Source organism: Sphingobacterium faecium (genome assembly GCF_003054045.1).
Lineage (GTDB): Bacteria > Bacteroidota > Bacteroidia > Sphingobacteriales > Sphingobacteriaceae > Sphingobacterium > Sphingobacterium faecium.
In genome coordinates this window covers 432,102-451,750 of record NZ_QBKH01000006.1, presented here as the reverse complement: position 1 = coordinate 451,750, position 19,649 = coordinate 432,102, and the positions used below count along the sequence as shown (strand labels likewise).

General features: G+C 36.0%; 14 protein-coding genes. 7 read left to right on the top strand and 7 right to left on the bottom strand.

What is annotated here, in order from left to right:
• Positions 1–52: 52 nt before the first annotated feature.
• Positions 53–2,827 carry an aconitate hydratase gene (gene acnA / locus C8N37_RS18415; RefSeq protein WP_108160384.1) on the bottom strand — a complete coding sequence of 925 codons (2,775 nt, stop codon included), beginning with the start codon at positions 2,825–2,827 and terminating at the stop codon, positions 53–55.
• A 697-nt stretch (positions 2,828–3,524) separates the two neighbouring features.
• On the opposite strand from acnA, the gene C8N37_RS18410 reads away from it, so the two are divergent.
• The gene (locus C8N37_RS18410; RefSeq protein WP_108160273.1) at positions 3,525–4,466 is read left to right on the top strand and encodes an alpha/beta fold hydrolase; all 942 of its coding nucleotides are present in this window, start codon (positions 3,525–3,527) and stop codon (positions 4,464–4,466) included.
• Positions 4,467–4,611: 145 nt separating this feature from the next.
• Here the strand turns inward: C8N37_RS18410 and C8N37_RS18405 are convergent, their stop codons facing one another.
• Positions 4,612–5,994, bottom strand: coding sequence for a M20/M25/M40 family metallo-hydrolase (locus tag C8N37_RS18405; RefSeq protein WP_170114563.1), 1,383 nt, complete (start codon positions 5,992–5,994; stop codon positions 4,612–4,614).
• 299 nt (positions 5,995–6,293) lie between these two features.
• On the opposite strand from C8N37_RS18405, the gene C8N37_RS18400 reads away from it, so the two are divergent.
• Positions 6,294–6,929: an alpha-ketoglutarate-dependent dioxygenase AlkB family protein gene (locus C8N37_RS18400; RefSeq protein ID WP_211322301.1), complete on the top strand. Its 636-nt coding sequence runs from the start codon at positions 6,294–6,296 to the stop codon at positions 6,927–6,929.
• Positions 6,930–7,064: 135 nt separating this feature from the next.
• On the opposite strand, the gene C8N37_RS18395 is transcribed toward C8N37_RS18400, so the two are convergent.
• The 5 genes from C8N37_RS18395 to C8N37_RS18375 form a co-directional block, all read right to left on the bottom strand.
• On the bottom strand, positions 7,065–8,033 hold the full coding sequence (locus tag C8N37_RS18395) for an ROK family protein (RefSeq protein ID WP_108160271.1): 969 nt from the start codon (positions 8,031–8,033) through the stop codon (positions 7,065–7,067).
• 168 nt (positions 8,034–8,201) lie between these two features.
• Complete coding sequence (locus tag C8N37_RS18390) at positions 8,202–8,597, bottom strand: VOC family protein (protein ID WP_108160382.1); 396 nt, start codon at positions 8,595–8,597, stop codon at positions 8,202–8,204.
• Between the two features lie 220 nt (positions 8,598–8,817).
• Positions 8,818–9,621, bottom strand: coding sequence for a hypothetical protein (locus tag C8N37_RS18385; RefSeq protein ID WP_108160270.1), 804 nt, complete (start codon positions 9,619–9,621; stop codon positions 8,818–8,820).
• Positions 9,622–9,989: 368 nt separating this feature from the next.
• On the bottom strand, positions 9,990–11,513 hold the full coding sequence (locus C8N37_RS18380) for an NAD(P)H-hydrate dehydratase (protein ID WP_108160269.1): 1,524 nt from the start codon (positions 11,511–11,513) through the stop codon (positions 9,990–9,992).
• A gap of 69 nt (positions 11,514–11,582) precedes the next feature.
• Positions 11,583–12,050, bottom strand: coding sequence for a hypothetical protein (locus tag C8N37_RS18375; protein ID WP_108160268.1), 468 nt, complete (start codon positions 12,048–12,050; stop codon positions 11,583–11,585).
• Between the two features lie 363 nt (positions 12,051–12,413).
• Here C8N37_RS18375 and C8N37_RS18370 point away from each other — a divergent pair, with 363 nt between their 5' ends.
• From C8N37_RS18370 to C8N37_RS18345, 5 genes are all read left to right on the top strand, one after another.
• Entirely contained in the window at positions 12,414–13,769 is a 1,356-nt protein-coding gene (locus C8N37_RS18370; RefSeq protein WP_108160267.1) for a WG repeat-containing protein, read from the top strand.
• Between the two features lie 150 nt (positions 13,770–13,919).
• Positions 13,920–16,178: a sensor histidine kinase gene (locus tag C8N37_RS18365; protein WP_108160381.1), complete on the top strand. Its 2,259-nt coding sequence runs from the start codon at positions 13,920–13,922 to the stop codon at positions 16,176–16,178.
• Positions 16,178–16,807, top strand: coding sequence for a response regulator transcription factor (locus tag C8N37_RS18360; RefSeq protein ID WP_108160266.1), 630 nt, complete (start codon positions 16,178–16,180; stop codon positions 16,805–16,807). The genes C8N37_RS18365 and C8N37_RS18360 overlap by 1 nt, the downstream gene beginning before the upstream one ends.
• A 157-nt stretch (positions 16,808–16,964) precedes the next feature.
• Positions 16,965–17,651 carry a hypothetical protein gene (locus C8N37_RS18350; RefSeq protein WP_146171107.1) on the top strand — a complete coding sequence of 229 codons (687 nt, stop codon included), beginning with the start codon at positions 16,965–16,967 and terminating at the stop codon, positions 17,649–17,651.
• Between the two features lie 4 nt (positions 17,652–17,655).
• Positions 17,656–19,644: a hypothetical protein gene (locus C8N37_RS18345; protein WP_108160263.1), complete on the top strand. Its 1,989-nt coding sequence runs from the start codon at positions 17,656–17,658 to the stop codon at positions 19,642–19,644.
• Positions 19,645–19,649 lie beyond the last annotated feature (5 nt).

The window sequence follows — 19,649 nt, the reverse complement described above, 5'->3', positions numbered from 1 at the left end:
GATTTTTCATGCAACACGTACGTATTGTTTATACAGATTTCAAATCCACCTATTAACTGTTTTTTAAATAATCTCTTAACACATATTGTAAAATGCCATTATTTTTATAATATTCGATTTCTATAGCTGAATCCATCCGAGCCTGAACTTTAAATTCCGTTATTTTTCCAGTAGGATGAGTTGCTTTTACATCCAACAATTTGTGCGGAGTCAACTGATCAGCAAGTCCAATAATATCAAAAATTTCAGTTCCGTCTAGTTCTAAAATTTCGGCATTTTGTCCATTAGTAAATACTAAAGGTGCTACCCCCATACCGACCAAGTTACTGCGATGGATCCGTTCAAAACTTTCTGCGATGACCGCTTTGATACCTAATAAATAAGCGCCTTTGGCAGCCCAATCGCGTGACGAACCTGATCCATATTCTTTCCCAGCCAATACAATAAGCGCAGTATCTGTCTTTTTATACTCCATAGCAGTTTCATACACTGTTTTTACCTCTCCTGTTGGAAAGTACACGCTGAAACCACCTTCTTTCTCTACGATCTTATTTTTGATACGTACATTGGCAAAAGTACCTCGCATCATGACCTCATGATTTCCACGACGGGAACCATAAGAATTAAAATCAGCGGTTTCTACTCCATGGGAGGATAAGTATTGTCCAGCAGCACTATTTTCACGGAAGGAACCTGCCGGTGATATATGATCCGTCGTGACTGAATCACCCAAGTATAATAAGACACGAGCATGGGTAATATCCGTGATGGGATCTGGGGTCGCCTCCAGATTTTCAAAAAATGGAGCTTCTTTGATATAAGTTGACTCTTTATTCCATTCAAAGCGTTCATCTAAGCTTACCTCTAGATTTTGCCAATCTTCTGAACCGTCAAATATGACATCATATACTTCCTGAAAATCCCCCTGTTTAACACAGTCGTTGACTGTTTTTACTATTTCTTCGCGACTTGGCCATATATCTTTCAAATAAACGGGACGACCATTCGGATCATATGACAGTGGCTCGTTTATCAGATCGACATCTACCCGACCTACCAAAGCATAAGCCACGACAAGCATAGGAGACATCAGAAAATTCATTTTCACCTGCGGATGTACTCTTGCTTCAAAATTTCTATTCCCCGATAATACCGATGCCACTACTAGATCTCCTTTGTCTACAGCTTCGGCAATATGTGGCGGTAAAGGCCCCGAATTACCAATACAAGAGGTGCACCCATAACCTACAGTGTGAAAACGTAATGCTTCCAGGTCCGTATTTAATCCTGATCGGTTCAGATATTGGGTAACAACTTTAGAGCCGGGTGCTAAAGAAGTTTTGACCCATGATTTTGTTCTCAAGCCCTTTTCTATAGCGTTGCGTGCCAATAATCCCGCACCAATCATGACCGCAGGGTTAGACGTATTGGTACAGCTCGTGATCGCTGCTATCACAATGCTTCCATCGCTTAATACAAATTCTTGATTTTTATATTTGATGCGGACGGACTGTATCGCATCTTTCACAACCTCTAATTCTGATTCACTGTTCTTGGGAACTTTACCAAAAGTAAATTCTGTCCCTGACCCTCCATCTGCAAGCCAAGCCGATTCTTTTCTTTCATTCGGCAAGCTATAATTACGTTGATATTCTTGCTGCAGCAAACTTGAAAATTGATGGCCTAAATCTTTTGCCAAAACTTTGTCCTGCGGGCGCTTTGGTCCAGAAACAGTTGGCTCTAAAGTGGATAGATCAAACTCCACTATAGAAGAAAAATTAATTTCTTCATGACCTGTTCTCCATAGTAGATTTTCTTTGCAATACGTTTCCACAATCTTAATTTGTTCAGGTGTCCGATTCGTTGTATACATATACTCCAGAGTACGATCGTCAATTGGGAAATAAGTAATCGTACAGCCAAATTCTGGCGACATATTGGCAATAGTTGCTCGATCTGTAACCGTCAAGTGATCCAATCCATCTCCAAAAAGTTCAACAAACTTTCCCACAACACCTTTATCTCGAAGCACCTTAGTAATGGACAAGACCATATCAGTGGCTGTACAAAGCTCAGGTATTTTTCCCGTCAATTTTAAGCCAATTACTTCAGGACAGGTAAAGAAGATCGGTTGCCCCAACATAGCGGCTTCGGCCTCGATACCTCCTGCACCCCAACCCACTACACCCATACCGTTGACCATGGGCGTATGCGAATCGGTACCCACCAAAGTATCGGGAAATAACCAGCCTTCACGTTCTATAATACCTTTAGCTAAATATTCCAGATTTACTTGGTGACAAATTCCCATTCCAGGAGGGACTACCGTAAAGTTTTTCAAACCATGCTGTGCCCATTTGAGTAATTCGTAACGCTCTTTATTACGTTGATATTCTAGTTCTACATTTTTGTCGTAAGCATAATCCGTTCCATAATAATCTACCTGTACTGAATGGTCTATCACTAAATCTACTGGAATTGCAGGATTGATCTTTTGACCATCTTTTCCATGACGAACATATTCTGCACGAAGGGACGCCATATCAACTACAGCAGGGACTCCTGTGAAATCTTGCATCAAGATCCGTGCGGGTTTAAAAGGAATATCTTTGTCAAATGGCTCTGGATTCCAATTTATGAGTGTATCAATATGCTCATCGGTAATGCTGAAACCATCATAATTACGCAATACGTTTTCAAGTAGGATACGGATACTGAATGGTAGATGGGACACTGAACCTTGGGGAAGATCTTTTAGCGAACAATAGTTATAACTTTTTTCGTTTATAACTATTGTTTTTTGTGATTTAGCGTTATTTATGCTCATATGTACAAGTTTTGTTAACATTTAAATATACTTAATTAACTATCTAGATGCAAAACAAATAGCACGCCGCAATTGTTCCAGTTTTTGACTATAATATTTAAAAAAGAGAACCTCTATTTTTGGTTTGACCAGTTATTTATATATCGTATACTTTCTATTCTACTGATGACCTCTATATTCCATTCAGATCATTTTTTCCAACATAGTCATTAGCATATCTATTCTATACTGGACCTGACTCTCTAAAAAAGATCTACTATTTTACCTGATACTAAACCCCATTTTAAGATCCAATTGGTATCCTATACAGTAGTTGTATAAAGTCGTATAAATTGTCTTCATTTAAAAATTTCCTTTTTAACAGTGATCGCATAGGCCATTGGAATTTTATTGTTCAAATGCTTGATTTTATATTTTTATGTTTAAACGCAATCATATTCTTAAAAATAGGATATGGAGAGTAAGAGCCTTCGCCATTCACGTGAATAATCAGTACACTTACCGTTCAAATAGTATGATACACCGAATAGCGCTAACTAAAAAAACAACAAATATTGATATTAGTGAACGCGTATGTGAACAATGTTCATACTGAGCGCTATTAAATTTTTACATGTAGCCGTTTAATCCACTATAAGTTTATAATCAAAGCATATAGCCATTATTGTACATCCATTTTTATTTAAAATATCAGTCCATGAAATTATTCATCACCTTTATATTGACGATCACTTTTTCCGTATCGTTGGTCTATTCTCAGATTTCTGAAAGAAAGTTTGTATCCATCAACAATAAAAAAATGGCTTACAAAACATTTGGAATTGAAAATAGAAAAATAAATGAACCCATTGTCGTGTTTGAAAGCGGTCTTGGTTCTGGTGGCGGCAGTTACGGGAGTTTATTTCCTTTTATTGAACATGGTTTTGCAGGTATCGTGTACGATAGAAACGGAATTGGAGAGTCTGAGATCGATAGTTTAGTCCGTACAGATATTGAAGTTGTAAAAAGGCTTCACGATTTATTATCGACCTTAACTATAAGTCCTCCATACTTACTCGTTGGACATTCTATTGGGGGACCGTTTATCCGCTTGTATGCAGCACAATATCCCGATGAAGTTTGTGGTTTATTTTTCATTGACCCGACAGACTTTATGCTAACAAAAGAAGAAGATGACCAGGTAAAGTCCAGCACCGCAAGCAAAACAGGATACCGAGAGTTATTGACCATTAATTTCAAGAACATATTAAAAGACCCTTCAACGACAAAAGGTTTTCGATATGAAGTACAGCGGGAGCTCCAAGAGAGTACGCCAGATTTTTTTAAAAATTACACATCCTTACCCCCTCTTATTGATATTCCGGTAACGGTAATGATTTCCTATCATAAGCATATAGAGCAATATGAAACAACGATGAACGAAAACCTTAAATTAGGTATTAACCTAATCCCTTGGTGGAAACAATTGGATGATTTGAGAATAAAACACTATGCAGAAATGATCAAAAACAATCGTTCTAGTAAGTTGGTCTTATTGCCGCGATACAGCCATGGAATTCACCATCAGGATCCTAAATTAGTAGCTCAAGAATTAGTAAATGCTTATGAGACATGTCTGCGTTCTTATAATAAGATATAGCTACGATTTCTATTTCAAATAACTCTATGACTAGCCTAGCTGGGATCATTTTGAAGATAACGAAGGAATGGAATTGCTTTGCATCAAACGATTTAACTAGAGCCCATGTATGCATGGCTCTAGTTTATTTATGCTGTTTTAAGTACTATAATTGATCAATTTGTTGATCAACCAAATACAATAGTGAGGCAATAGCTGCTACGCCAGATTGTAACTCGCGCTTATCTACCGCTTCAAAAACATCTTTTGCGGTATGGTGCAGATCAAAATAACGGTGTGGGTCTGGTCTAAAATTGAACATCACGGTATTCGGAAAATGCTTGCCCCAGACTCCAGAATCTACTCCTGGACTTCCTTGTAGAAATCGTGAGACCCAGAACTTCTGGTCGAACAAGGGCTTCCAGTGTTGCTGTATCCAAGCAACTCGATCGGCTGAGGCTTTGATATCAAAACCTCGAGGTGCAAATCCTCCGGCATCACTTTCAATCGCGGCAATAATCTGTTCTTGTTTATCTTTTGCGATCTGCCCATAAGCTGATGCACCATGAACACCATTTTCTTCGTTCATATAAAAGACCAAGCGGATGGTGTGCTTTGGTTGATATCCAAGTGCCATCAGCGTACGAATAGCATCTAAAGTCCCCATAGTTCCCGTACCATTATCATGAGCTCCTTCGCCTACATCCCAAGAATCGATGTGTCCACCAATCGTGATGATCTTATCTGGAGATTGCTGCCCTTTCCATTCTGCAATGACATTATGCGTATGTACTATTCCTTTCCATGCTGCATGCTGCTCTAAGTAGACTTTTGTATGCAGATTTGCTTTCAACGCATTACTCAGCTTAATAGCTGATGTTGCTGATATCGCCATCGCGGGTATACTATCAATACCTTTTACATAACCTGTGCCTCCTGTATGTGGATAATCATCGGTCTTAGAGGAAGACAGTGAGCGAAATAGATAGGCTACCGCACCCAACTTAGCCGCTTCTGCTGGACCTCGGCTTCTTTGACTTGAATTGAGACCATATGCTACACCTGTCTCTACGATGGACTCATCCCAGGGTTTGTTGATGAAAACAATTTTCCCGCGTACCTGATCTCCATATTTCTTTAAATCACTTAACAGTTCTACTTCAATCACCTCTGCGACCAAGCCTTTAGCTGGGGTGGAAACAGATCCTCCTAAAGCCAATACACTCAAAGGTTCGTTAGAACCAACAAGGTAAGCTTTTTCTTGAGGCCCGCGATCCCAATATGGAACTTTCACATCTTGAAGATACACGCGGTCAAAAGGAAGCTCTTCCATAATGCTTTTCGACCAAGCTACTGCCTTATCCGCCCGTGGTGATCCTGCTATACGATGACCGATTTTTTTTGTCAAATGGTGCAGATTGTCATAGGCCTGCCCATTATAAAATGATTCATGATAGATCTTATCCAACATAATGGAGTCCTGCTGTGCAAAAGCTCCTTGCGTAAAAGTGGATATAGAAAGTAAGGTGAGTAAAATGGTTCGTTTCATTCGTTTAGTTGTGTTCTGTGGAGTAAACATAAGTATTTTTTTTAGGAAGTGGAACGGCTAAGCTAATTCGATTTTAATTTGAAGGGAAATATATAATTGATCAGAATAGGTTCAATCACGGTTGTGTAAGGGATCATTTCAATGTTTATCAATGGGAAATTTCCTGCCATCTATTTTTTCTAAAAAAAACACTAACATTTATAGTTTCAACAAACTAATAAAATTAGTATTTTTGATTCATTATTTTGGGACATGATTAATCGCATTATTGCACCTTGAATTGATAAACATAAGATACGATGATGACTTTATTTGATGATACGGAAATATTTGCTACGGGAAATGCGGGGAAAGTCCGATTTGATCTCCCGGATACCGATCTGATGCTGATCGATTCTTTCTTTACAAAAGAAGAATCTGATTATTATTATAATACGCTATTGAGGGATACAACATGGCGTGAATATGAGATGGAAATCTTTGACAAAACGGTGAAAGCACCACGTATGATTGCGTGGTATGAAAATAAAAATAATAGTGGTGCTAATCTAAATGGTCCTGACTGGACTCCTGAACTATTGGCCATCCGGAAACGTGTGGAAAAAGAAACCGGATTAAGCTTTAATGCGGTCTTACTTAATCTGTATCGTGACGGAAAAGATGGTGTAGCATGGCACAGTGATCATATTGATCAGTCAGGTCCCAATCCTGTAATCGCTTCGGTCAGTTTTGGAGAAACTCGTCTATTTCGCCTTCGCCATCGATTTTTGAAGGCCGTAAAACAAGTGGAAATCCCCTTGCACCATGGATCTTTTCTCCTGATGGCAGGAACAACTAATAGTTGCTGGCAACACCAAGTACCTAAAACCGCTAAAAATATTTTACCTCGGATAAACCTTACTTTCAGAAACGTCAACCGTATTGAAGGTCACTAATTGAAAACAATTGGATCGTATCATCGATAAAAAAAGTTAACAAATAAGACTTACCAGATTTATTGATACCAACCATCTGCTAAGTCTTATTTTATCAGCTCTAGATGCTTATTAGAAATGAATGGTAACAGAATGCTATTGCTCCCAAACTAAAGCGCTTGCACCTAAAATAGCTGCATCAGCCTCTGGTAGCTCACTAAAAACTAATCTTACCTTGTCCCTGAATATGGGTAAAAGATTTCTTTCCATATGAAGTTTAGCGGGTTTTAAAATAAAATCTCCTGCCTTGATTACTCCTCCAAATAGCAAAATCGCTTCTGGTGATGAAAACATTACAAAATTTGCTAATGCTTCACCCAGTTTTTGCCCTGTGTATCTAAAAACTTCAATCGCAATTGGATCACCTTTTATAGCACATTCATAAACGGTTTTGGAATTGATAGCCTCTTCAGGATATTGATTTAACATCGAGCTCGGAAATTCAGCACGCATTTTCTTTGCCGTAATTGCAATACCTGTTGCTGAAGCATAAGCTTCTAAACTTCCTTCTGAACCTGTGCTCCAGTGTTTTCTACCTCCGGGTTTTACGATGGAATGCCCTAATTCTCCCGCAAAGCCATCGTGTCCATAGATAACATTTCCATTGGCAACAATTCCGCTCCCTACTCCAGTACCTAAAGTAATCATGATGAAATCTTTCATACCACGAGCTGCTCCGAAAAGCATTTCTCCAAGGGCTGCCGCATTTGCATCATTGGTAATGGTACAGTCCATGTTAAATTTATCTTGCATCATTTCGGCAAAAGGTATCACCCCTTTCCAAGGCAAATTAGGAGCTTGTTCAACAGTGCCGGTATAATAATTACCATTAGGTACCCCTACTCCAATACCATCAAAATTTTTATCTGCTCCATATTTCTCAATTAAAGGAGAGATTTGATGATATAATGCATCGATAAAATCTTCTACTTTCTCATATTCATCTGTTTTTAAGGATCCTTTTTCAAGAACTTCCCCACGATGATTTACCACTCCAAATTTAGTGTTGGTTCCGCCGATATCTATTCCAAGAGCGACTCGTGCTGACAAGTTTGTTAACGCCATTTCTTAATTTAATATACTAAATCGCTAAAACTATAAAAAAAAATGTATAAATGCGCTATTTAAAAAATACTAATTGAAGGATGACTGTCTTAGATCAAAGAAGAAAAACTCGTTCATGAAGTCATTTTTTACATGAATGAAGAGATTAATTTTCATCTCGTGATTCTTTTATTCATGCATGGGGCTACAAATTTCAATCAAGAAACCATCCAGATCTCGTACATAAGAAACTGTTTGTCCCCATGGCTTAACGGTGGGCTGCTCAACAATAACGCCATTAAACTCCCATACTTTGTCCACTAGATCTTCCACATTTTCGGTTACGATACCTAATTCTATCCCGAAGGGTTTGTCTAAACGCGAACTTGCTGTATATCCTGCCGTCAAGTTTGTATTAGCAAGTTTATGTGATGCAAATGAAATCGTAGTCTCCCCTGTAGTGAGTTCACCATAATCATTTTCTGGGGTAATAAATTTTCTAACAAAGCCAAATACTTGTTCATAAAATTGAATTGATCGTGTCACATCGGACACATATAGAATGGTGTACTTAAATTTAATCATACTGTTGTTACTAAAATTTTGTCTATGGTCTAGGTGACATTCTTTGAGCATATGATCTCAAAATGTGATGCCGTGTTTATGTTTAATAAAGATATTTCTGTTGGGCACAAAAATAAGTGGGGGGTTGACAACTGTATGTCAGTAATCGCTTTTATAGCTAAAAAAAACATAAAAAACCCTATCTATCTCGATAGGGTATTCTCTTACAATCGATGATAACTTATTTAACTTCTTTATCATCAAGCGCTACGGCTGCTGCACCTAATACCGCAACACCGCCAAGCAATAGTGCATTTTCACCTTTTATTTTTCGATAAGCCATCATGTCTCCTTTCTCGGTATAATATTCGAACACATTATTTAAAGACATAGCTCCTGTTTGAAACAATGTTTGGGCATAAAATTTTTGTTCTGTCGTCTTTAATACCATTTCATTATTGTTCAAAATGGAATAACTCAAAAAGCTTCTTAATATATACGGAGAGTTATCTTCATTAAATTTAGCTTCTTTCACCTGATATTGATTTCCATTCATCCCATATCGCGTTGCCTTTTGTTTTTTAGCTATTGATACTAATTCTTTAATATCCTTTCGCAAATCAAAATAACTTCCGTCAACATAAGCATGTGGAGGTATCAATAATACATCTTTAGGGAGTGTTGCTGTTCCCTTAAAATATCCATACGTATAATCATCATTAAAAGTACTCATTTGATTCACTTGTCCTTTCATATTGATACGACCATCAGCATAGCTATTTGCTTTACCATTAATCACCAAAGCTGAGTTTTTTAAATCCCAAACGATTGGATTATTTGATTTATTTTCTACTTTAACGTAAATCTCGCCGTTTTTACCTGCAAAAGAGTAATGAACAGCTACGGTATCATTTGAATATAGAAACGTGCTACGATCTTGATCTTTTTTAATATTGACACTATTAACAGTCATTAAGTAGTTAGAAGAACAGGAAGATAGAATGAGTGCTGCACATACGGGAATAAAAGTTTTATAAATCTTCATTTTCAATAATAGTTAATTTTACGGTATATTCATACTTATAGCCCCTTGATAGGTTCTATTTATTGTTTTCTAATATATCATTAATATTTAAAATAAGCAATTTTGGAAGCATCTATTCTTAATAGAATTACTCATAATAATCACTATCCTGAATATATCAACTTGCTGGTATCATCGCCGTATATGCAAGCTTATTTTATTAAAAATAACCTTATATTCGAGAGATCGTAAAAATTATCCATTTTACTGTGTACCAGCTCAGGGATGGGCGAATATATTGGTTGGACAATCGTATTGGTTTAGCGGAAATTCTTGCATTATATTTTGTCACTAAAAACGGCTTAAATAGCTGCTGTTAATCCTGATATTTACCTAGATATTAACGATGCATTCTTTTCTATCTCAAGAAACGCATGAGGTAAAAAGGATATGATATCAGATGGCAAGAGGCTATACTTTCCAATAGTTGGTACGGCTATATCTGCTGCTCTACCATGTATGTAAACACCCAATATTAATGCCTGCTTTGGTGAATAGCCTTGACCTAGTAATGCGGTTAATATACCCGTTAAAACATCACCGCTTCCACCGGTAGCCATACCCACATTTCCTGTACTATTAAAAAAAATCGTTCCATCTGCCATGACCATAGCACTATTTGCACCTTTGACCAAAATATTCAATTGATACTGATGTGCAAATTTTTTCACTTTTTCTAATTTATCCCAATCATCAGTCCAAGTCCCAATGATCCTGCTCAATTCTTTTGGATGTGGGGTCAAAATACTATTTGGCGGTATGGCACTCCACCATTCAGAATTGGTTGCTAATATATTCAAGGCATCAGCATCAACTACTATAGGTTGATCACTGATACTTTTTAAAAATTTTGAAAATGCTTTAACCGTTTCTACTGCAGTCCCCAAACCTACTCCAATTCCTATTGCTTGATAAGACGATAGTTCTGGTATATTGGTGATATAGCTACTTTGATCGTCCAACAACAACATCGCTTCGGGGACAGCCGTTTGTATAATGGTATTCCCGTTTGATGGTGTATAAGCTGTGGCCAAACCACATCCACTACGCAATGCGGCCTTTAAAGCAAACTGAACCGCTCCCATCTTCCCTTTGCTACCACCTATGATCAGGATATGCCCGAAATTGCCTTTATGCTCAAACCTTTTTCTTTTTTTGTAGAATGACCAAATGATATCTTCTGTGACATAGTTCATAATCGAGTCTGTAAGCTCAATAGCGTGTGTACTCAATTGAATATCCAGCACTTGAAAGTCATTATAAAAACATTGATTTTGTGGCATTAACAAACTGAGTTTCGGAACCTGAAAAGTATACACTAAATCTGCGTGAATAACTGGGGCTTTAAGAGATGTAGGATGATCAGCCACTAATCCAGAAGGCATATCAATGGCATATACCACGACATCAGCTTGATTGATCTGGTTGCAGATATGGTTCCATTTTTCATTTAATTCTTCACGCAAGCCAGACCCAAAAAGACAATCTAACACAATGGTATCCTTAGGAAAAGTTAAATCATCTGTTTCAGTAAAAAATTGAATCCTTTTATCAGAAATCTTTTTTTGATTGATCAGATTATTACTGGCATAATCTGCTGACTTTAATAAATAAATCTTAATCTCTGCTAAATTATCATCCAAGATGCGTGCTAACACAAGTCCATCGCCGCCATTATTTCCTTTCCCACAGATAATAGTAAAATGTTGATTGGCCATGTTATGGTACTGCTTCTTTAATTCTAAAAAAACAGCGTGAGCTGCCCGATCCATCAAATCTGAACTCGTTACATGCTGTTCGTCACAAGTTATGGCATCAATTTGAGCAATTTGCCCTGCAGAAAGAATTTTCATTTTATTCCAAATATGAACTAAATATAGGTGTAAAATGATCAAAATAGCATATCAATTTCTAAAATCTTGTTATTTGATTTCCAACTTATTAAATTCTAATTCCAAATTGATCAATTCTGGTAATGCTTCAAAAGAGAAATAGGTAACACTTAACCATTCTCTTCTTTTCAAAAACAAACTATATACGCGAATACTATTGTGGATATGATGTTTATACATGTCGATCCACTTGTCTTCACGATTGATATTATAATTTTCAAACTTTTTCGCTACTTCTTTGGCGATAGTTGCAAATTGACTTTCATCCAATTTGAGATCCTTTCCTTGCGTGACTGCCAACAGCTGGGGTTGAGTCTGTATATAATATACTTTTACTTGTTTACACATCTTCAATATATGTTTGTTCTTGGACTTTTTCTCCAGCATTTGTGTCATCAACAATCCTTCAGTGCGCATAAACACTATATCTCGGAGCGCCGACTCTTCCTCTGAAATCCGTTGTACTTGATTTGAGCAAGGCTGGAAAAAGAATAACATGGAACAAATTAATAAATAGACTTGCATAATATGGAACATCTTTGGATCGCATACAACTGTATATGCTTTCAACAAACTGTATGGAGCTATTGTTTACAATTTATTATTTAATCGTTACAAAACAGGTCTTTATACCCAAATAATCTAATAATTCACTAGCTTAAATTAATAAATATTTCATAAGATGGAGTGCCTGCGAACTGATAGCTTATCTTAAATATCGTCCCTAAATAGTTTGATAAAAAACAAAAAATAAGAAGAAGTAAAATAAATGCTAAGACAGCAATATCCAATATGGCTGTTATCAGGGATAAAAAAAATAAGACTCATTAATCACCTTTGTGATCAAACTTTAATAATATCATGAAAAGATTAACACTGACATGGATGATCGTATGTTTAACTAGCTGGTCAGCTTTAGCGCAGTCCAAAAAGGTTTTTCGTATTGATTACGGAATAAATACGGAGATCTCTGGAGATGACGGAATAAGTGATACGCAATTAAAAGCTTGGGTAAATCAGGATTTTATGCGCATATCCTATACGCATGATGAAAGTCAGATCGAAATCACAGATAAAAAAAATTATAGATCTTTTATATTAATTCCTCAAACACAAGAATATTTAATGCTTAATGACGGAGATAAAAAGGATAATACCCAAATTGATATTGAATATATAATAGACCAGGATAAAAAAATAGCCGGTTATACCTGTCAACTTGCCGTTTTAAATCTGGGTACTAATGAAGATACTAACGAAGAAATCAAATTGGATGTTTACTATACCGAACAAATTCCTAATTTATCTTGGTCAGAGTTTAATTTTTTGGATATTTTACCTGGAGCACCATTATCCATAACCGTTTCTGGGAATGGTTACGTTGCTACAAAAATTGAACCTGAAGAATTACCTCAAGAACTCTTCGAAATTCCAGAAAATTATACTCAAATGGAGGTCGATTCTGCAGAAGGATTTGGTTATACGCAGATAGCTGATGACCGTTTCCTCTTTACTGATGAAACAGGTGAACGATATGGAGTACGTGATCTAAACGGAACAATCCTTGTCCAACCAAAATATGCATTTATAGCACCATATGTTGGTGATATATCTGTTGTAAATACAGCTTCTGACAAATTTGGTGCGATCAATTTAAGGGGGCAAGAGGTTATTCCTCTACGATATGACTTTTTAACCTATTCAGAAAATGACCGTAAATTCATTTACGGTCAACATGATAAGTATGGTATATTGGATGAAAATGGCAAAGTATTAATTAAGGCTAATTATGATATGATTAATTTTCCTGAACATGGTCTTATCCAGTTTACAAAAAATAATAAAAGTGGGTATATTAATGAAAAAGAGCAAGTAGTCATTCCTGCGGTGCATGAATACATTATGGGACGAAATCAGCATTACTTTATTTCAACTCAAGGTCAATACTATGCATTATACAGCATTCACGATAATAAGAAAATCGCAGGCGGATATGATTATATGGCTTTACCAGATGAAGGAACAACGTTCTTGGCTATGAAAAACGGAAAATATGGTTTTATTGACGATAAGGGTAAAACAACTATCCCTTTCAAATTCACAACTGCAATTGCCTTTTCAGATGGCGTGGCCATCGTATCGGAAGATGAGGCTGGGGAAGACTTTTATTATATTAATACTAAAGGGGAAAAAATAGCGGCTGTCGAAGCTGAATAATTTTAAATATTCACCTCATTATGTCCTTAAAATCGGCGATCAATTTTATCTACAAATGACCGCTGTCATGCTATTTTGAGCAATTAATCACTACATGTTTATAAAAAATGATATCTTAGTCTCTTACAGAAAGATCCACAAGGAATGCAAATGAAGAAGAGCATAATCGGTTTTGGCCAACAATTTAAAGAAATTCTACTTATTCTGATGTTGTGTTTAATCGTGACTGGTGCTCTTGCTCAAGAAATATTGGATAAGTTGAAGCAACAATATGAAAACACTCCTGCTTCGAATACGGAACGATTATATATAGCTGGTAAATATGTAAGAGCCTTATTTTTCAATCAACAAGAAAATCAAGCTGCCGAAATACTGAAAGAAAATATTCAGATAGCAGTTCGCTATGAGGATGGTCAATATGCTGCGAATCTGTATGCCATTGATGCAATGAACAATCGCATTGCCGAGCGTTTAAAGGAATCACAAAATAGTTTATCCAAAGCAAAGGAATTTGCTCACAAATCTAAGGATCAAGAAATCAAAGGCTATGTCTATTATTGTGAAGGCTGGCTATATGTCCGTAATAATAAAGAGGGTGAGGCTGTACGAAGTTTTTTACGTGCTATTAACTATTTTGATCAGTCCCATCCCTCTCCCACTCTAAGCTCCCGAAAATCATCAACATACAAAGAACTTACTTCAATATATGCGAATTGGAATGAGTACCAATTGCAAGAAAAATATAGTTTACTTGCTTTAAATCTAGCCATTCAGCAAGATGATCCGATTGCTATATTTGATGCTTATATGCTTATGGGATATATGTATGAGCAACGTTATAGAGCGGATGAAACTAAGCAACAGTTGCGTGATCAAGCTGAAAAATACTATTTACAGGCGATCAATACCTATAACCAAAACAAGAACAACATTCCATTCCCTTCAAACCTTTCTTTTGTTGCCAATAATTTGGCTCATCTTTATCTGACTTCTTACCCTGAAAGCTTTCAAGATCAAGCGCTTCAATATGCTAAACTTGCTCAAAAGCAGGGTCTAAAGACGCAGCAGTACACCCACGTTGCCTCTGCCTATGGTATCATGGCAGAGATTGCCTTGAAAAATAAAAATTCTAAGGAAGCAAAAGCATATTTATTGTCGGCCCTTGTCGAGATCTCTAAAAGTAGTGTACCCGATCAAAATATCATCTTGAGTATATATGAAAATCTTTCTGAAATCGCGGAATCAGACCAAAATTTGACTGAAGCAATTCGCTACCACAAAGCGTATATGGAGACGTTTAAATCCATCTATAATCAAGAGCAATTAGAACTAGGTAAGCGATTAGAAGCTCAGTTTGACAAAGAAAGACAGCAACAACAACTGATCACCATGCAGTTGGAATCTGATAAGAAGGAACAACAAATTAATTTGATGCAGACCATTAGTCTACAGCAAAAGCAAGCATTTGAAAACTTACAGCTGCATGAGGAAAATCAAAGAAAGGAACTGGAACTAACGCAGTTGGAATCGGAGAAAAGAACTCAAGAATTAAAATTGTCCCGTCTTGAAACTCAAAGTCGTGCTCATGATATCATAAGTTTTAAAAATGAAATCTCCTATAAGGAAAAGATAAATAAATATTATGTGGTTTTAATTCTAGTTTTCTTACTGCTCATCTGTTTGCTTCTCTATGCCTATAAACAGCGATCCAAGAGTATGCGTCAGCATACGGAGTTGTACAATTTTTCGTTAGACAAAGAACGTCAAAACTCTAAAATATCTAACTTAACGGCTATGCTTGAAGGCCAAGAACAAGAACGTGGACGTATGGCACGAGATCTACATGATGGACTAGGTGGTTTATTATCCAGCACTAAAATAAACTTATCACAAATAACAGATAAGTTAGATTTACCCATGAAAGATGACATGCAAAAGTCCATACAACAATTAGATACTGCTGTAGAAGAACTCCGCCGTGTCGCTCACAACCTCATGCCTGATCTACTTTATAGATTTGGACTGCAGGAAGCACTGCAAGATTATGCAGCCCGTATGTCAAATGATTGTCTAGATATTGATGTACAATTTTTACATTATAAAAATCAGCTAACAAAAGAACAGCAACTTTTGGTTTATCGTATTGTACAAGAACTGGTCAATAATTCAATAAAACATGCAGATCCAAAACAAATCATCATTCAGATTGTAGAAGAAGCTGATAGTTATTGTATCACTGTTGAAGATGATGGCCTTGGATTTGATGTACAACAGATTAAAGGAAATCAATCAGCAGGACTTTATAATATTCAATCACGGATCGATTTTCTAAAAGGAAGATTCAGTATCCAATCTGAAATAAATCTTGGAACGAGTGTTGAGGTTTTATTTCCAAAAAATAAAAATTAATGATTAAAATAGCGATTACAGATGATCATCCCCTACTCTTAGAGGGACTTAAAAATATACTCTCCAAATCAGAACTTTTGGAGGTGGTGGGTTGTTTTCCAGATGCAGATACGATGCATACTGCATTAACAAAAATATCTGTAGATGTACTTTTGTTAGACATCAATCTTCCTGACGCAAATAGTATAGAATTGATAGGATCTCTTAGAATTAAATACCCTAAGATGCACATTATAATCATCAGTGTTCACAATGAATATGCTGTGATCAATAGTGTAATACAAGAAGGTGCTCATGGATATATTCAAAAAAATGCTTCTGTAGAAGAAATTATCAATGGGATAGAACAAATATTAAAAGGAAACAAATTTTTATGCTCACAGACTAAAATTATTGTAGATAAGAAAACTAAAGATGAACTAAAAATAGTTCCAAAATTGACGCGTAGAGAAAAAGAAGTACTTTCGGAAGCAGCATCTGGACTAACTACTAGCCAAATCGGAGAAAAATTATTCATTAGTCCACATACTGTCGAGAGTCACCGGAAAAATCTGATTGAAAAATTTGGAGCAAAAAATTTAAACTCAGTTATTAAATTAGCCATTGAATATGGACTTATACGTCAATAATATTAATTTCACCTAAAACCACGATAATCGGCGATACGGAATAGGTGTGTAAAATACTATTTTTACAAATGAATATATTAAAAGCAGTTATTTTCACCGTGCCAGATCCCATTCTTTTGAAGAAGTAAATCTTGTTAAATCTAAAAAATAATTAAAAATGATAAAACTCAAATCGTTCTCACTACTATTCACCTTAATCTGTTGCTGCAGTCTACTGACGAGTTGCTTTGATTTTATTGAAGATATTAACTTGAATGCTAATGGATCAGGAAACATTAAGGCTACTCTTAATCTCAGTAAAAGCAGTACTAAGGTCGCTTCATTAATGAAACTAAAGAGTGTTAATGGCATTCAAATACCCACAAAAGAGAAGATAAAAAGTGAAACTGAAGATATGATTCGTATTTTAAAAAATACAGCAGGCATTAGTCAGGTACAATATAGTTTGGATTTCAACAATTATATTGCAACTGTTTCTTGCCATTTTGCATCAGTATCGGCATTAAATAACTTTAGTAAAGCCCTGGGCACTCATTTTAAGAGTGCTTTGGGTAATAATAATAGCTATACTTACAATGCTCATACAGGTACTTTCACCAGAACATATACACACTCTCCGGTTTTAAGTAAAGAATATGCACGTATATCTGAAACTGATCGAAAATATTTCAATGATGCTTATTATACCCAAATCGTACGATTTGACAAAACTGTCAAATCACAACAACATGCTTCGGCAAAAATATCAAGTTCTGCAAAAGCAGTTTTACTGAAACTAAAAGCAACTGATCTTGCTAGTGGAAAGGCTTCCCTAGCAAACACCATAACCTTAAATAATAAATAAATACATGAATTTTAAATACCTATCCTTGATAGCGCTCGCTGCTTTTGCAAGCGTGCAAGCTACAGCTCAAGAGCTGACGAAAAAAATACCATCTCAAGCGGACTTTGTTGTCGCCATTAATAATAAAGCCATTGTAGAACACAGTTCTATAGAATTACTGAATGAGACCTTAACGAAATTAGGAGCCTTTGATAAGACAAGAAATAACTTGGATTTTTCTATTAAAAGCTTGGAAGAATTAGATGTCAATTTAGATAAACAAGCATTTGTTTATCGGACGAATACGGATAGCTTATATTATATTGGTGTTTTAATTCCCTTGAAAGCAAACCACAAAGTCAAAGAGCGTATGTTTTCACAATTTGATGTGCTTCCTATTTATAGTGGCTACGAAAGAAGGGTTTCAAAAGACGGAAAGACGCAGGTGGCATGGAATCAAGAAACCTTATTTGTTTTGACAGGCGATCTGCACCGCAATTACTTTCAAATGAAAGAGGTGGCCGATCGCTATGGTCTAGATCTAGGTGTATATGGTGGCGGCAGTGATAGTTGGCTATATGATGAAACTTTAAGTGCGGCAGATACTGCTGTAGCGGTTGAAGCTATAGCTACTGAAGAAGTTTTACCTGATACCGTAAATATCTTAGAGGAAATTAGTGAAGCTACCGCTGAGGCTGAAATAGCTTATGCTGATACCGCTGCTCTCATATCTATTGATTGGGATGATGATGCTGATACAGTTGAAACGGATAGTTACGATCTTGAATCTGATTCTTTATATCTTCTCAGCCAAATCAGAGAAGCTAAGAATGATTCTCTTAAAAATAAACTATTTGGCACTTGGCTTACTAATGATTTTAACGATTATTTAGATCCTAAAAATAATCTGGGACAACATAAAGCAGTCAAGATCGCTGATCAAAAACATCTACTAAGGGTATGGATACCAAATCTGGATAAATTATATCAGGATGCTTTGCCTTACGACGTCTTAAAAATGGCTTACGGTGTTGATTTGAAAAATTTTAAATACGGCTATGAAGATGCTACATTTGATTTGATACAAGATCAGCATACGCTGAAATTGACTGGAACAGTAGGTGTAGATGCAGAAATGGCCAAAATTTTCAAAACACTCTATAATAATACAATTAATAAAAAATTCAGTCAATATATTCCTGAAAATCACTTAGCATATGCCTCTATGAATATCAGTACAGAGGGGTACCTGAAGCAATTACCGGCATTAATATCTCGTTGGTACGCACCACTAGCGGGAGAATATGCTGATGTAGTAACTATAGCTGCTACCGCCTTAGAAATTGGATTAGATGAAAAATCTATCGGTAAAGTAATGAAGGGTGATCATGTTTTCTTTCTAAACGATCTACAGAAAGTAACAAAAGATTATGTTTCCTATGAATATGATGATGATTATAATTATAAAGAAATAACAAAAACAAAAGATGAATATGTGCCTAATTTCCTTTGGATGTTTACTTCTCAGGATCAACGGTTATACAAAAAAATCCTTGAATTTGCAGTAAAGAAACAAGAAGTAAGTTTGGAAAATGGTATTTATAAAATTTCTGAACAGAAAAAATTAGAACCAATCTATATTCTTTTTAAGCATGATATTGTATTTGTAGGAAGTGATTTGGAGCAATTAACTTCCATTGAACAAAATCGTTTTAAAGCAAGTAGAAATATGAAAGTAAAAAAAGACATGTCTACTAATCCTTTTAATATGGTTGTTCATACCAATGCGATACCCGAAGTTGTTAGTAAACTTGAAATTCCTGTTACCGCACCTTTGCAACAAACACTTAAAGATCTTTCTGCTTATGGAGATGTTCAAATTAAATCAACTCATCTTCATAAAAATCGCTTTTCAGGAGAATTTTCTGTGGAGTTACCGAAAGAGGACAAAAATGCACTTCAATATATCTTGAAGCATATTTTAAAAAATTTAGATCATCCTATCAAAAACTAATCATA

Coding starts and splice junctions, on each gene's coding strand:
- C8N37_RS18395 (WP_108160271.1), bottom strand. CDS start 8,033: ATGGCGTTAACAAACTTGTCAGCACGAGTCGCTCTTGGAATAGATATC.
- C8N37_RS18350 (WP_146171107.1), top strand. CDS start 16,965: ATGATAAAACTCAAATCGTTCTCACTACTATTCACCTTAATCTGTTGC.
- C8N37_RS18375 (WP_108160268.1), bottom strand. CDS start 12,050: ATGTTATTCTTTTTCCAGCCTTGCTCAAATCAAGTACAACGGATTTCA.
- C8N37_RS18400 (WP_211322301.1), top strand. CDS start 6,294: ATGATGACTTTATTTGATGATACGGAAATATTTGCTACGGGAAATGCG.
- C8N37_RS18405 (WP_170114563.1), bottom strand. CDS start 5,994: ATGAAACGAACCATTTTACTCACCTTACTTTCTATATCCACTTTTACG.
- C8N37_RS18365 (WP_108160381.1), top strand. CDS start 13,920: ATGAAGAAGAGCATAATCGGTTTTGGCCAACAATTTAAAGAAATTCTA.
- C8N37_RS18390 (WP_108160382.1), bottom strand. CDS start 8,597: ATGATTAAATTTAAGTACACCATTCTATATGTGTCCGATGTGACACGA.
- C8N37_RS18345 (WP_108160263.1), top strand. CDS start 17,656: ATGAATTTTAAATACCTATCCTTGATAGCGCTCGCTGCTTTTGCAAGC.
- acnA (WP_108160384.1), bottom strand. CDS start 2,827: ATGAGCATAAATAACGCTAAATCACAAAAAACAATAGTTATAAACGAA.
- C8N37_RS18410 (WP_108160273.1), top strand. CDS start 3,525: ATGAAATTATTCATCACCTTTATATTGACGATCACTTTTTCCGTATCG.
- C8N37_RS18385 (WP_108160270.1), bottom strand. CDS start 9,621: ATGAAGATTTATAAAACTTTTATTCCCGTATGTGCAGCACTCATTCTA.
- C8N37_RS18370 (WP_108160267.1), top strand. CDS start 12,414: ATGAAAAGATTAACACTGACATGGATGATCGTATGTTTAACTAGCTGG.
- C8N37_RS18360 (WP_108160266.1), top strand. CDS start 16,178: ATGATTAAAATAGCGATTACAGATGATCATCCCCTACTCTTAGAGGGA.
- C8N37_RS18380 (WP_108160269.1), bottom strand. CDS start 11,513: ATGAAAATTCTTTCTGCAGGGCAAATTGCTCAAATTGATGCCATAACT.